Below are 13,294 nucleotides of genomic sequence, written 5' to 3'. Positions count from 1 at the left end.
CCGGGCGATCCAGTACTCCGAGACGGCTGTGATCGAACCGATAAGCCGCGGCGTACTGGATGCCCCGCCTGCCGCCTACGCTAAAGCTTCGGCGCCCCTGGACCGCAGCCGCGGCGAAGCCTTGGCGTAGCCGGGTCGCGGGGCATGACAGCGGTGTGCCTCACAACTCCCGTGCATTCGAGAACGCGAAACTCGACACCCGTCTTGTCGTCTCATCCAAAATCAGCGTGCGCGTGATCGGCGGCTCGGCGCGCTGGGCGCAGTTTTCGCGTTCGCAGAGGCGGCAGTTGACGCCGATCGGCGTGCCCTCCGTTTTCTCCAAATCCAGGCCGGAGGCGTAGACGAGGCGGGCGGCGTGACGGATCTCGCAGCCGAGGCCGATGGCGAAGCGCGGCTGCGGCAGCGGATGCGGCGCGACGGGGCGTCGCACCATCTGCGCGATCGAGAAATAGCGCGTGCCGTCGGACAGCTCAATCACCTGCTTCAACAGGCGATCCGGCGTGTCGAAGGTCGAGTGCACGTTCCACAACGGACAGGTGCCGCCGAATTTCGAGAACGGGAACGTGCCGGACGAAAAGCGTTTCGACACGTTGCCGGCATTGTCGACGCGCAGCAGGAAGAACGGAATGCCGCGCGCGTTCGGCCGTTGCAGCGTGGTGAGGCGATGGCAGACCTGCTCGAAGCCGGAGTTGAAGCGCTGCGCCAGCACGTGGATGTCGTAGTTCAAGGCCTCCGCCGCGGCGAGGAAGGCCGGGTAGGGCATCATCACGGCCGCCGCAAAATAGTTGGCGAGCGTGATGCGGAACAGGCGGCGTGGCGCGTCGTCGAGCGGGCCGGCGCGGCCGATGATGGTCTCCAGGGCTTGCGCGCATTCGCCCAGGCCCAGCTGGAAGGCGAGCTGGAACGCGCGGCCGGGCGGATCGACCAGCTCGGAGATCAGGAGCTGGCGGCGATGGCGGTCGAAACGCCTGAGCGTCTCGCGCATCACGTCGACCGGCATGATGCGGGTCTGGATCGAATGCTTTTCGCGCAGGCGTGCGGATAGCGCGGCATAGAGCCCTTCGGCCGGCACGTTCAGTTCGTCGCGAAGCGTCTCCGCGGCCTGCTCCAGCTCCGGAAAATAATTGCGGTTGGCCTCGATCAGCTCGCGCACGCGCTCGACGGGATTGGCCTCATAGCGCGTGCCGACGTCGCGGTCGGCCATGTGCGCCGCGGCCAAGGTCTCGCCCTGGCGGGCCTCGGCATAGGCGGCATAGAGCCGTTGCAGCGCATGGGTGACGCCGGGACAGAGCTCGGCAAGGTCGCGCAGTTCCTGCTTGGGAACGTCGATCTGGCGGAACAGCGGATCGGAGAAGATCTCGTTCAGCTCGGCGAAGAAGCGGTCCTCGTCGGCGGTCGCGAGGTCGCGCAGGTCGAGGTCATAGGTCTCGGCCAGCCGCAGCAGGATCTGCGCCGTCACCGGGCGCTGGTTGCGCTCGATCAGGTTGACGTAGCTCGGCGAGATCCCGAGCCCCTCGGCGATCTGGGTCTGCGACAGCCCCAATTGCTGCCGGATCCGCCGGAAGCGCGGGCCGACGAACAGTTTTTTCCCTGATACGGCGGGCATTTTCAGATCTCCCAACGGAATAACAGGCACATCAAGGACAGTCTTGTTGACTCATATTCTTTACAAGATTTACAAAATAACATCTATTACATGTTCTGATGTTACATGACATCACCATTCGAATACAAGGCCTCTGTACGAACTTCGCTTTCTGGCGTTTAGCTCATGACACGCATTTCGCAATGCACTGTCAAAAATGTCGATGACAAGTTGAGTTGTCATCAGCGAAAGGATCGAGCAGATGAATTACCAGCCCCGTGGCATCAACGCCCTGCAGAGCCCGGCCTCGTATCAGAGCGAGATCGAGGCAGCCCAGGCGCTCCTCAAGACCCAGCCGACCTGGAACGGGGTGTCGGCCGAGGCCGTCGCGCGCATGCGCCTGCAGAACCGCTTCAAGACCGGCCTGGACATCGCCCGCTACACCGCGGCTTTGATGCGGGCCGACATGGCGGCCTATGACAACGATCCGACCAAGTACACCCAGTCGCTGGGCTGCTGGCACGGCTTCATCGCGCAGCAGAAGCTGATCTCGGTCAAGAAGCACTTCGGCGGCAAGACCGATCGCACCTATTTGTACCTGTCCGGCTGGATGATCGCGGCGCTGCGCTCCGAATTCGGCCCGCTGCCCGACCAGTCGATGCACGAGAAGACCTCGGTGCCCGCCCTGATCGAGGAGCTCTACACCTTCCTGCGCCAAGCCGACTCGCGTGAGCTGAACGACATCTTCCGCAGCCTCGATAAGGCGCGCAAGGAAGGCGACAAGACCAGGGAGAAGGAGCTGATCGAGAAGATCGACAACTTCCAGACCCATGTCGTGCCCGTCATCGCCGACATCGACGCGGGCTTCGGCAACGCGGAGGCGACCTATCTGCTCGCCAAGAAGATGATCGAAGCGGGCGCCTGCGCGCTCCAGATCGAGAACCAGGTCTCGGACGAAAAGCAGTGCGGTCACCAGGACGGCAAGGTCACCGTGCCGCACGAGGTGTTCCTGGCGAAGATCCGCGCCTGCCGCCACGCGTTCCTCGAGCTCGGCATCGAAGACGGTGTCGTCGTGACCCGTACCGACTCGCTCGGCGCCGGCCTGACGCAGCAGATCGCCGTCAGCCACAAGCCTGGCGACCTCGGTGATCAGTACAACAGCTTCCTGGATTGCGAGGAAATCACGCCGGAGAACGCCCGCAACGGCGACGTCATCATCAACCGTAACGGCAAGATGATGCGTCCGAAGCGGCTGCCTTCCAATCTCTACCAGTTCCGTCCCGGCACCGGCGAAGACCGCTGCGTGCTCGACAGCATCACCTCGCTGCAGAACGGAGCCGACCTGCTCTGGATCGAAACCGAGAAGCCGCATATCGAGCAGATCGCCAAGATGGTCGATCGGATCCGCAAGGTGGTTCCGAACGCGAAGCTCGCCTACAACAACTCGCCGTCGTTCAACTGGACCCTCAACTTCCGTTGGCAGGTCTACGACGCAATGAAGGAAGCCGGCCAGGACGTCAGCAAGTACAACCGTGCCGAGCTGATGAAGCCGGAATACGACGATACGCCGCTGGCGAAGGAAGCCGACGAGCGCATCCGCACCTTCCAGGCCGACTCAGCCAAGCGTGCCGGCATCTTCCATCACCTGATCACGTTGCCGACCTACCACACGGCGGCGCTCTCGACCGACAATCTGGCGAAGGAATATTTCGGCGACCAGGGCATGCTCGGCTACGTGAAGAACGTGCAGCGCGCCGAGATCCGCCAGGGTATCGCCTGCGCCAAGCATCAGAACATGGCCGGCTCCGACATCGGCGACGACCACAAGGAATACTTCGCCGGCGAGGCTGCCCTGAAGGCGGGCGGCGCCCACAATACGATGAACCAGTTCGGCTAACGTACCACGCTATTCGACAGGAGACTGACAATGACCAAAGGCAGCAATTTCTGGGTGATCGGCGGCGAGTTCGGTTCGATGAACTTCCACAAGCTCGTGGAAGGCTCGGCCCAGGTGCAGGGTCCGTTCAAGACCCGCAAGGAAGCCGAGGATGCCTGGCGCTCGGTCTCGGAAGAGAACCGCCACAAGGCCGGCGTCCGCTTCTCGATCGTGGAGGAGCCGTCGCGGGTTTCGGCCTGACAATCTGAACTAAGAAGACGTCCAAGGACGGAGGGTCCCATCCGGCGCAAGCCGGGTGGGATCGTCTGTTTCTGGGACAGGTCAATCGGCTGTGGGCGCCGTAAGTCTCTGGAATTGTGGACCCTTTGCGGAGGGTGTGGTTGCTGATAGGTTAATGGCGTAAAGTCGAGGACGAGGCCGACAATGTCAGAGCCTGAGACCAGCGGGACCCATCCCAGCCAGCCGCGCCCGGTGCGGCTGCGCGACGCGCTGCTGCGCGCACGGATCGAGGCCGCCGACCGGACCGGTGTGGTCGTCGATTTGCGCGACGCGGAGGTGGCGCGGCTGGAGATCCTCAATGACGCGCTCGATCCCCTGTTCGCGCAGGTGCCCGACCAGATCGACCTGTTCGATCGCGGCATCAGCCAGGGCGATACGCCCAGACTCTGGATCGATGTCGTCGCACACATCATGATGGGGCGCGACAAGCGGATGTACCGCTTCGTCCAGGACACCCGCTTCGGCCGCATCGTGCTCGCCGAATCGCACGACACCGCAATGATCGTCGAAGCCGTGACCGACTACGTCGCCCGCCGCATGATCGAGCGCGAGCACGCCATGGTGGTGCCATCAGAGCCGAAGCCCGCGGCCGCCGAGCCGCCGCGCCGCTCGCGCCTCTGGCCGTTCGTGTTCGGATTCATTTTCGGCGCGGCCGCCTTGTTCGGCCTCGCCGTGCTGGCGGCCCTGCGGAGCTGGTGAGACGCTCGCCGTCGTCATTGCGAGCGCGGCGAAGCAATCCAGGAATCTTTCCGCGGAGAAACTCTGGATTGCTTCGCGGAGCCTGTCATCGGGCCGCGCTTCGCGCGGACCCGTTGGCTCGCAATGACGGCGAACTAGATCAACCTTGCCTGCTTGATCTGCCGGATCTGAAATCCGGACCCGAGGCCCCGCACCGTCTGCTCGCAGCGCCAGCCGGCATTGTCTTTCTCGATCGTGAACAGGTTATACGCTGCCGCCGGGTAGCGCCCGTGGGCGAGCGCGGAGGCCGACGGCACGCCGACCGCGGGGATGTTGCCGTTGGGGCCCTCGAACCACATCGTCGAATGAATGTGGTCGTGCCCGTGCAGGATCAGCTCGACGCCGTGGCGCTTGATCAGTCCCAGCAGCGCACCCGCATCGGTCATCCGTTTCTGGCGCGCGCCGGACTTCAGGGGATGATGCACCAGCAGCACGCGGAAGGCGTCCTCGGCGGCGAGGCGGTCGAGGACCGCTTCGAGGGATGCGAGCTGATCGCGGCCGAGCGTACCCGTCGCCATCAGGGGCAGGGTCGGCACCGCCGTGGACAGGCTGATCAGCGCGAGCGGCCCGCGCCGGCGCAGCGAAGGAAAGCCGATGCTGCCGTCGTCGCCCGCAAGATAGGGTGCAAAGATCTCGCCGAATCGGTGAGAGGTGGCGTGGACATAGGCATCGTGATTGCCGGGAATGGTGGTGACGCGGTCGGGCGGACCGACGCCGTCGAGCCAGGCGCGCGCCGGCGCGAACTCCGCCTCCAGCGCCAGATTGACGAGATCGCCTGTGACCGCGATGTGGTCGGGCGTCTGCGCCTGGACGTCGGCGACGAGCGCGTCGAGCACCTCGCGGCGCTGGTATTTGTGGCGGTTGCGCGTCCAGTTGACGTAGCCGAGCGCGCGCTTGCCGGCGAGCTCGATCAGCCGTGGCTTCGGCAACGGGGGCAGATGCGGGTCGGACAGATGGGCGAGCGTGAAGGGGGCCATGGCGCGCGATTGCCTCGCTATTCGTCCGCTGTAATGGCAAGGTCGCGAGGACTGTGCAAGCGGGGCCCGGGCAGGGGCCTCTTGGGAGTCTTCTCGGGAGTTTTCTTGGGAGTTTCTTTGGGAGCCTGATGGGGGATCGTCTGAACAGCGTCCGACGGACATTCGAACCGCTGCTGCGGCGAATCTTCCACGCCTATTTCCTGCTTGTCCGCGGCATGACGCTCGGCGTTCGCGCCGTGGTGCTGGATTCCGAGAACCGCGTGTTCCTGGTCAGGCACAGCTACATCTCCGGCTGGTATCTGCCCGGCGGCGGCGTCGATCTCGGCGAGACCATGGAGCAGGCGATGCGGCGCGAGCTCAAGGAGGAAGGGGACATCGATCTCACCAGTGACGCGGTGCTGCACGGTATCTTCCTCAACAGCCACGTCTCCCGCCGCGACCACGTCGCGGTCTATGTCGTCAGGCAGTTCAAGCAGGATCGCCTCCCTGAGCCCAACCACGAGATCGTCGAATGCGGATTCTTCGCGATCAATGCGCTGCCCGAGGGCACCACACACGGCACGCGGCAAAGGCTCGCGGAAGTGCTGGACGGCAAGCCGCTGATCGCGACGTGGCGTTAAAGGAATTTGCCGCTTTAGCGATGTGACGTTGAAGCGATGTGACGTCGAAGCGGCCTGGCCGAATCCTCAAGCCCGAACCGGCTGCCCGATCCCCAGCAGGTTGCCTTCGCTGTCGCGGAACCAGGCGCCCCGCTCACCAGTACCCTTGCTCGGATAGTTTCCCGCGATCTCCGCAATTCCATCGACGGTCTTCAAGCTGGGCAAATCATAGTCCTCGAACGCCACGCCGCGTGTGCGAAGTTCGCGCACAGTTGCCTCGATATCCTCGACTTCCCACCCCATTTGCGTGTGCGTGCCGGATTGCGTGCCGGCCGAGACGAATATCGCAAACTCGCCGGCCGCACAGACGTAACGGAGCCCACCCTCGCGCTGTTCGACCGGCTCGAGCCCGAGCTTTTCCGAATAGAACGCCCGCGCACGGTCGAGGTCTTTGGCTGGAAGCCGGGTTGCCACCTTCGCGTTCTTCAGCATGCCCGCTCTCCCTGTCTTTGCCTCGCGACGACGCTGGATTTCCTCGGCTACGCGCTCATGACTCGACGCCCTGACGGCCCTGCTTCGCCTGCAGCTCCAGCACCAGCAGGCTCTGCTCCTGGATCAGCGCGCAGTTCTGCCGCTCCAGCCTGTGCAGTCGCGCCGTCATGTTGTGCATGAACGCGAACACCACCAGGAACAGGGCGCCGAACATCACGACGAACGGAAACACGACGCCGGTCAGATGGCTGACCAGATAAGCCAGTGTCGGAAACAGCGTGAAGCCCGCGGGGATGATCGCCACCATGGACAGCATCAGGAAGTCATAGAGATCGAACTTGCCCTGCATCGTCTTGCGCAGCAGCACCAGCATGTAGATCAGCGCAAAGGCGGAGACGACGACGACCGTCTCCGGACTTGGAAGGGCATCTGTCACGGCTGCCTCCTCAGAATGTTCGACGAGATGATGAGACCACAAATCGGAACGGGGACGCTCGGCGTCATGACGCCCTCACGAGGCGCGCGAGCAGGATATAACCGAGGACGCGGATCATGTAGCTCGCCGACTTCAATCCGTCGATCGAGCTGACGCCGGTCTCCCGCGCCCGCATCTCGACCGGAACTTCGCTGACCGTGAGGCCTGCGCGCATGGCCCAGGCCAGCGAGATCGGCTCCGGAAAATCCGTCGGATACGCTTTTGCGAAGAAGGCGATGGCGGAACGGTCGAGCAAACGCATGCCGCTGGTCGGATCGGTGATGCGGCCGCCGCTGAAGAGGCCGTTGAGCGCAAGCACGATCAGCCTGATGCCGGCGCGCCGCATGCGCGTGGAGCAGAAACCGGCATGGTCGATGAAGCGGCTTCCGATGGTGATGTTGGTCGGGTCGTTGCGATAGGCCTCCAGAAGCGTCTCGATGGCGCGCGGATCATGCTGCCCGTCGCCGTCGATCTGGATGCAGAAATCAAAATCCTGACGCGCCGCGTATTTGATGCCGGTCTGCACGGCGCCGCCGATGCCGAGATTCTGCGCGAGGCGGGCGACCGGCGAGCGGCAGCTTGCCACCGCGGACGTCGCGTCCGACCAGCCGTCGTCGACGACCAGGGTGTGGTAGCCGCGGCCGGTCGCCGCGATCTCGCTCAGCAGGCCGCCGACCGAGGCCTCCTCGTTGAAGCAGGGAATGATGATGAGGACGCGCGACGTGCCCTGCTGCGGTGCGGCAGCACCGTTGCGGCACGTGTCAGTTGAACCCAAGCCCAGTCCCATATCGGCCACGTCCGCCTCACCTCCAGAATCCCCACTTTGCTATACTTGCCGGTGCTTTTCCTGTACAGGCGGCGGGCCATTCAAGCTGCGGGGGCCGCCCGGCGAATGCCGATGAGAGCTGTCAAAGTATTTTTTTCAATTGTGTTTCTGGCAATTCTGGCCAGCAACATCAGGCTGACCTCGCATTGGAGCGAGAGCCGCGGCGTCTATGACGACATCTGCTATCTCAGGCAGGCGCATCTGTTTCAGCGCTTCGGCTGGCAAGGGCTCGACACCAGTCTCGCCCGTGAAACCGACGGCTATCTCGCGGCCAAGTTGCGCAGTATCGATTTTCCGAACTGGAACGAACCGACGCGGGCACCCTGCCACACCCAGACTGCCGACGGCAGCAAATGGGTGATGACGCCGCCGCCGGGCACGGGCTTCGTGCTGGCGCTGTTCCCGGAGGGGTTCCAGGTCGTTCCGCTCTATATGCTGGCCAACGCGATCGTCGCCGGCCTTGCGCTGTTCGGCTTGTGGCGGGCGCAGGAGAAGGTCGGCTTGACGCTCGCCGCATTGCTCGGCGCGCTCTCGATCTACTTCATGATCAATCCGACGAAGGCGAGCTATTCGATGGCGCCGACCATGGTCGTCTGCGCGCTGGCGGGTCTGTTCACCGCAAGACTGTTCGTCGATGAAGGCCGGCGCCGCCTGCTGATGGTCGCTGCCGTCGGCGTGCTGCTCGGCCTGTCCGCGAGCTTTCGGATCGCCAACGTGGTTCTGTCGGCCGGCTATTTCCTGTTCTTCGGATTGTCCTTCCTGATCCGGCGTAACCGCGAGACGTTCGTTTCGGGTCTCGCGCTCGGCCTTTCGTTCCTCGTCGGGCTGTTGCCGGTGTTCGCGGCGAACCTGGTCAATTCAGGCAATCCGCTGGTCTCGGCCTATGGCGGCCAGGATACGGCCCCGCCGAGCCTCGACCCGGCCGTGCTGCTGGCCTATCTCCGCGACACGCAGTTCCCGTTGATCGTGATCGCCTGCGTCGGGACCGCGCTGTTGTGGCGCTACGCCGGCCATGGTGGCGTCAGGAAACTCGCGTTGCTGGTGGCGGGCAATCTCGCGCTGAATCTGGCGTTCTTTGCCACGCATCCGGTCTTCACGCAGTACTATGTCATCCCGATCCTGATGCTGTCGCTCTGGACGCTGCTGTTCGCGGCGGTCCTCAGTCGCGGTCCGGCACAGGGTTTTATCGCCCACGAGGCCGATGGACCGCGGCCGTCTGAGATGTTATCCCGCATCTCGCATTGACGCGTTTTCCTGACGCGAACCTGAAACCACTTCGCTCGAAGACGCATGCCGACATGACCGATCTCTCGCTCACCATCCTTCCGGAAGCCGCCGGCGACGCCCAGGCGATCGAACGGCTGCACGAGCGCACCTTCGGCCCCGGCCGTTTCGTGCTCAGCGCTTACCGCATTCGCGAGCATGTCGACCATCTGCTCGAATTGTCTTTCACCGCCCGCATCGGTACGCTGCTGGTCGGCTCGGTCAGGCAATTGCCGGTGCTGGTCGGCGAAACGCAGGCCCTGCTGCTCGGACCGCTCACCGTCGAGCCGCCGTTCCGCGACCGCGGCATCGGCCGTCTCCTGATGGAGCGCGCGCTGAAGGACGCCAAGGAGAAAGGTCACCGCCTGGTGCTGCTGGTCGGCGACGAGCCCTATTACAGCCGCGTCGGCTTCAAGCCGGTGCCGAAGGGCCGCGTCACCATGCCGGGCCCGGTCGACGCCGCGCGCGTGCTGGTGTTCGAGCTCGTCGACGGCGCTTTCGAGGGCGTGTCGGGGCAGGTAACGCCTGACTGGAGCAAGGCGCGAGGCTAGGGCTACGATACCTCTTGCGGAGTATCCATGATGCAGGTGCGGCCCGCTGATGCCGGTGAAGTCGATCATCTCGCTCAGCTGTGGCACGATGCCTGGCATGGGTCGCATGCCTCGCTTGCGCCGCAAGAACTGGTCCGCCTTCGCACGCTCCCGAATTTTCGCGATCGGCTGGCGGTCATGCTTCCCGACATCCGCGTCGTCGGCCCGGCCGGCGCGCCGCTCGGCTTCTGCGCCGTCAGGGCTGACGAATTGTATCAGCTCTTCGTATCGCCGAAGGCGCACGGCGCGGGCGTGGCCGCGGCGCTGATCTCCGACGCAGAGGCCCGCCTTGCCGCGCGCGGCGTGGAGCTGGCGTGGCTCGCCTGCGCCGTCGGCAACGCGCGCGCTGCGCGGTTCTACGAGAAGAGCGGTTGGCGCAACGCCGGCACCTTCGTGATGATGACGGACACCTCGAACGGGCCGTTCCCCGTCGATCAATGGCGCTTCGAGAAGCGGCTGACGCGCAGCCCGTAGCCCGGATTTCGCTCCGCTCCATCCGGGCTACGGTTCACTCAACGCGCATGTGCCGGGGCCCGCGGGCCCCGGCTGTCGCAAGGCTAGAACTTGAAGTTGGCAAACGCCCGCACGCCGATGCCGGGCATCAGAACCTCGTCCTTGGTGTAGGACACCGAGTTGCGGATGTTTTCGTTGAGGAGATTGTTGCCGACGATGCCGGCCGTCATCTCGCGCGCGCCGAACAGACGCGGATCGAGCTTGGTCTTGTAGCTGACCTCGGCCTTCAGCAAATTGTAGCCCGGCGTTGGCGTCTCCGCGATCACGGCGACGTTGTTCTGCGCGAACGCGTGCAACAGGTTGACGCGCATCAACCAGTTGTCGTCGCGCCAGAACACGCCGCCGCCTATCCGCAGCGGCGGAATGCGCGGCACGTTGGTGCCGTCGGTGAAGGTGGCGCGCACCACGTCGAACTGGTTCTCGATGCCCCAGATGCCGCCCTGGAATGCGCCGACGTCGAGCTGCGACTGGAATTCGCCGCCGCGGAAATTGGCATTGCGTTGCGAATAGACGGCCTGGTTCAACTCGGCGCCCGGCGTGCCGCAGGACGCGAAACTGTCGTCGCACATCACGCCGGTGAGGCGGCGAAAGATGAAATTGTCGAAATGCGTGTAGTAGACGGTCGCCTCGAACCGGAACGGCCCCGTCGCCTTGCGCAGTCCAACCTCGACCGACTCAGCGGTCTCGATCGTGAGGTTCGGATTGCCGATGTCGAACGTCGCGGTCGCATCATGCGCACCGCGCGAGAACAGTTCGGCCGGCTTCGGCGCGCGCTCGACATATTGTGCGGTGATGCTGCCGACCATGCCGCCCGGCAGGTCCTGCAACAGGCCGATGCTGCCGCTCTTCGGCGTGAAGGACGGATTGCGTGCGATGCCCACCTGCGGCGTGCCGTCGGGTAGATAATCCGGCGGGAAGTTCGGCGTCGTGCCGTGCAGCTCGACATGCTCGATGCGGCCGGCGATCTGGGCTCGCGTCGCGTCCGTGAACTTGAACTCGTTGAAGGCGTAAGCGGCAACGCGGGTGTTGTTGTTGGGGTCCCACAGGCCGTTGAACAGCGTACCGGGATTGTCAGGGCTCGGCGCGGTCAATTCCTGATGGCCGACCTGAAAGCCCAGCGCCGTCGTCACCTCGGCGAAGCGCGCGTTGAACGGCATCAACTGCACCTCGGTGCGGATCTCCTGCTCCTTGTTGGTGAAGGTCTGCCGCACACCGTCGGTGTTGGGATCGGCGGGATCGGCAAGGCCGATCTCGTTGTGTCGATAATCCGTGGTGCCAGCCCAGAAGCGGATGGTGTCGATCGCGGCGGCATCGGGCCGGTACTCGCCCTTGACGTTGATCTTGGTCTGGTGCGCGTCGATCCGGGTGTTGTGGTCGGCGCCGTCGATGCCGGGGATATGGTAGAGCGAGTCGTTCTGCGTGATCGACGCGCCGATATAGCCGCCCTGGAAGAAGTAGGAGCCGCCGATCGAGGCGCCGTCCGTGCGCGACGCCGAATTGGGCTGGCGCCCGTTTGTGATGGTCCGGGTCTGGTCGGTCAAATAGGGGTAGCTCGGGATGCCGTAATCCGTCGTGTTGCGGCCGTAGACGTCGGCATGGAACGCGAAATTGCCGGCGCCGGTGTCGAGCAGCACGCCGCTCTCGACACCGCGATCGACCGAGCTGAACGCGGAACGCGTCTCGGCCGTGACGCAGGGCGATGTCCCAGCGGTTGCGAGTGGCGCCTTCACCGGCATGCCATAACTCTGGAACGGCTGGGCACCGCAGGTTGGCAGCGCGTCCGGAATCCGGTTGTTGGTCGCGCTGACGACGCCGCCGATCGAGGTCGATCCATAGCGCAAGGCGGCCGGCCCGCGCACCACTTCGACCTGATTGGTCGCGAGCGTATCGATCGGGACGAAGTGATCCTCGCCGAGATCGGATGCGCCGTTCGCATTGGTGCCGTTCTCGACGATGCCGACGCGGTTGACGTCGAGGCCCCGGATGATCGGCCGGCTTGAGGCGCCAGGTGCGAAGCTCGAGCCGGTGATGCCGGGCTTGGAGAACAGGAGATCGCCGAGCTGGCCGCCGCCCTCGCGGCGGATCTCCTCGTTCGGCACCACGGTGACGGTGGCGAACTGGTTGGTGACGATTGGCAGCACGCCCTGCTGGGGCGTGGCGGCCGTCGCTGGCGCCGCCGGCGTTGCTTCCGCCGCGCGTTGCTGGCCGCGCGACCGTCCGGTGCGCGCGACATGGACCGGGCTGCGGGTCGGCACCACCCTGCGCACGATCGGGCTCGGCGCCGTCACGGTGACGGCGGGGATCTCGGTCGATGATTTATCTTGCGCAGGCTGTTGTACCGGCTCTTGGGCGAGCGCCGATGTGGCGGCGGCGCCGAGCAGGAGCAGGCTTGCTCCACCCAGACGCTGCGCGCGTCGCAATTCAAATGACATAGTCCTGATTCCAGTCAGGCGCCGTCCGCAAGATTTGGTGCTGATCGGAGGCGGCCTGCCGTCGCAGCGCGACGGAATTCGACTTCAACTTCTCCCGTGCGTTCGCCGGAAAGCGGCGAGCCGGGCGTGATCAAGTGATGTCTGGAGTCAGGACGCGGGAGGGGCGCGGGGCTGGAACGCCGTGCCGGCCGATTTCAGATGGACGAATTCGGCATCGGTGGTGAGCTGAAGCAGCTCGATCGCCTGCGGCAGCAGGAGCACAGGCGGCGTCGCGGATACGACGGTACCCGCCATCGCGACCACGGCGCAGATCGCGCAATTGTCCTCGCCCGGCTGCTCCCGGTCGGGGCCGGCGGGCGATTGCTTCTGGACCGCGGCGCGGTCGATCGAAGCGATGCTCTTGCCGCTGTCGGTCTGCTGGAGCGAGGACTGTGCGAGGGGCGCGGCCTGGGCGAACCAATGGCTGTGGCCGAACGTCAACGCGAACTGCACCAGCATCGCGAACAACGCGAGCCGGGCGCCGTGCCTGATATTCGACCGGAACCACTTCATCTGGAAAAGCCACCCCACATCGCGAGGCGCCGATCCCCTCGGCTTCCTGCGATGTTATAATGTAACATCGCAGGAA

The 13,294-nt window shown here is 64.7% G+C and carries 14 protein-coding genes; 7 read left to right on the top strand and 7 right to left on the bottom strand.

The genetic code is table 11. The features are described from left to right. Positions 1-160: 160 nt before the first annotated feature. Entirely contained in the window at positions 161-1,606 is a 1,446-nt protein-coding gene (locus AB7531_RS34840) for a helix-turn-helix domain-containing protein (RefSeq protein ID WP_063985175.1), read from the bottom strand. A gap of 241 nt (positions 1,607-1,847) precedes the next feature. Here AB7531_RS34840 and AB7531_RS34835 point away from each other — a divergent pair, with 241 nt between their 5' ends. The 3 genes from AB7531_RS34835 to AB7531_RS34825 all read left to right on the top strand — a co-directional run bounded on the left by AB7531_RS34835 (position 1,848) and on the right by AB7531_RS34825 (position 4,460). Further along, entirely contained in the window at positions 1,848-3,482 is a 1,635-nt protein-coding gene (locus AB7531_RS34835) for an isocitrate lyase (RefSeq protein WP_063985174.1), read from the top strand. Between the two features lie 30 nt (positions 3,483-3,512). Beyond that, positions 3,513-3,722, top strand: coding sequence for a DUF4170 domain-containing protein (locus tag AB7531_RS34830; RefSeq protein WP_008137787.1), 210 nt, complete (start codon positions 3,513-3,515; stop codon positions 3,720-3,722). 183 nt (positions 3,723-3,905) lie between these two features. Then, positions 3,906-4,460 carry a hypothetical protein gene (locus tag AB7531_RS34825; protein ID WP_028148626.1) on the top strand — a complete coding sequence of 185 codons (555 nt, stop codon included), beginning with the start codon at positions 3,906-3,908 and terminating at the stop codon, positions 4,458-4,460. Positions 4,461-4,594: 134 nt separating this feature from the next. Here AB7531_RS34825 and AB7531_RS34820 read toward each other — a convergent pair whose 3' ends face one another. Next, the gene (locus AB7531_RS34820; RefSeq protein WP_063985173.1) at positions 4,595-5,476 is read right to left on the bottom strand and encodes a metallophosphoesterase family protein; all 882 of its coding nucleotides are present in this window, start codon (positions 5,474-5,476) and stop codon (positions 4,595-4,597) included. 128 nt (positions 5,477-5,604) lie between these two features. On the opposite strand from AB7531_RS34820, the gene AB7531_RS34815 reads away from it, so the two are divergent. Further along, positions 5,605-6,096, top strand: a complete 492-nt coding sequence (locus AB7531_RS34815; RefSeq protein WP_063985172.1) for an NUDIX domain-containing protein — start codon at positions 5,605-5,607, stop codon at positions 6,094-6,096. Positions 6,097-6,162: 66 nt separating this feature from the next. On the opposite strand, the gene AB7531_RS34810 is transcribed toward AB7531_RS34815, so the two are convergent. The 3 genes from AB7531_RS34810 to AB7531_RS34800 form a co-directional block, all read right to left on the bottom strand. Further along, on the bottom strand, positions 6,163-6,567 hold the full coding sequence (locus tag AB7531_RS34810; RefSeq protein ID WP_063985171.1) for a VOC family protein: 405 nt from the start codon (positions 6,565-6,567) through the stop codon (positions 6,163-6,165). A 55-nt stretch (positions 6,568-6,622) separates the two neighbouring features. Further along, positions 6,623-7,003 carry a DUF2304 domain-containing protein gene (locus AB7531_RS34805; protein WP_063985170.1) on the bottom strand — a complete coding sequence of 127 codons (381 nt, stop codon included), beginning with the start codon at positions 7,001-7,003 and terminating at the stop codon, positions 6,623-6,625. A gap of 64 nt (positions 7,004-7,067) precedes the next feature. Next, the gene (locus AB7531_RS34800) at positions 7,068-7,817 is read right to left on the bottom strand and encodes a glycosyltransferase family 2 protein (protein ID WP_441280238.1); all 750 of its coding nucleotides are present in this window, start codon (positions 7,815-7,817) and stop codon (positions 7,068-7,070) included. A 123-nt stretch (positions 7,818-7,940) separates the two neighbouring features. On the opposite strand from AB7531_RS34800, the gene AB7531_RS34795 reads away from it, so the two are divergent. Genes AB7531_RS34795 through AB7531_RS34785 form a run of 3 tightly spaced genes read left to right on the top strand, consistent with a single transcriptional unit; the run spans position 7,941 to position 10,195 of the window. Beyond that, complete coding sequence (locus AB7531_RS34795; protein ID WP_231144348.1) at positions 7,941-9,113, top strand: hypothetical protein; 1,173 nt, start codon at positions 7,941-7,943, stop codon at positions 9,111-9,113. Between the two features lie 53 nt (positions 9,114-9,166). Continuing rightward, positions 9,167-9,682, top strand: a complete 516-nt coding sequence (locus tag AB7531_RS34790) for a GNAT family N-acetyltransferase (RefSeq protein ID WP_063986635.1) — start codon at positions 9,167-9,169, stop codon at positions 9,680-9,682. Between the two features lie 30 nt (positions 9,683-9,712). Then, complete coding sequence (locus AB7531_RS34785) at positions 9,713-10,195, top strand: GNAT family N-acetyltransferase (protein ID WP_063986634.1); 483 nt, start codon at positions 9,713-9,715, stop codon at positions 10,193-10,195. Positions 10,196-10,278: 83 nt separating this feature from the next. Here the strand turns inward: AB7531_RS34785 and AB7531_RS34780 are convergent, their stop codons facing one another. Further along, on the bottom strand, positions 10,279-12,666 hold the full coding sequence (locus AB7531_RS34780) for a TonB-dependent receptor (protein WP_063985168.1): 2,388 nt from the start codon (positions 12,664-12,666) through the stop codon (positions 10,279-10,281). A 147-nt stretch (positions 12,667-12,813) separates the two neighbouring features. Next, the gene (locus AB7531_RS34775; RefSeq protein WP_063985167.1) at positions 12,814-13,218 is read right to left on the bottom strand and encodes a DUF2946 domain-containing protein; all 405 of its coding nucleotides are present in this window, start codon (positions 13,216-13,218) and stop codon (positions 12,814-12,816) included. Positions 13,219-13,294 lie beyond the last annotated feature (76 nt).

Source organism: Bradyrhizobium sp. 63_E2_N1_3, from assembly GCF_052076005.1.
GTDB lineage: Bacteria > Pseudomonadota > Alphaproteobacteria > Rhizobiales > Xanthobacteraceae > Bradyrhizobium > Bradyrhizobium barranii.
This window is presented reverse-complemented; position numbering and strand designations above follow the sequence as displayed.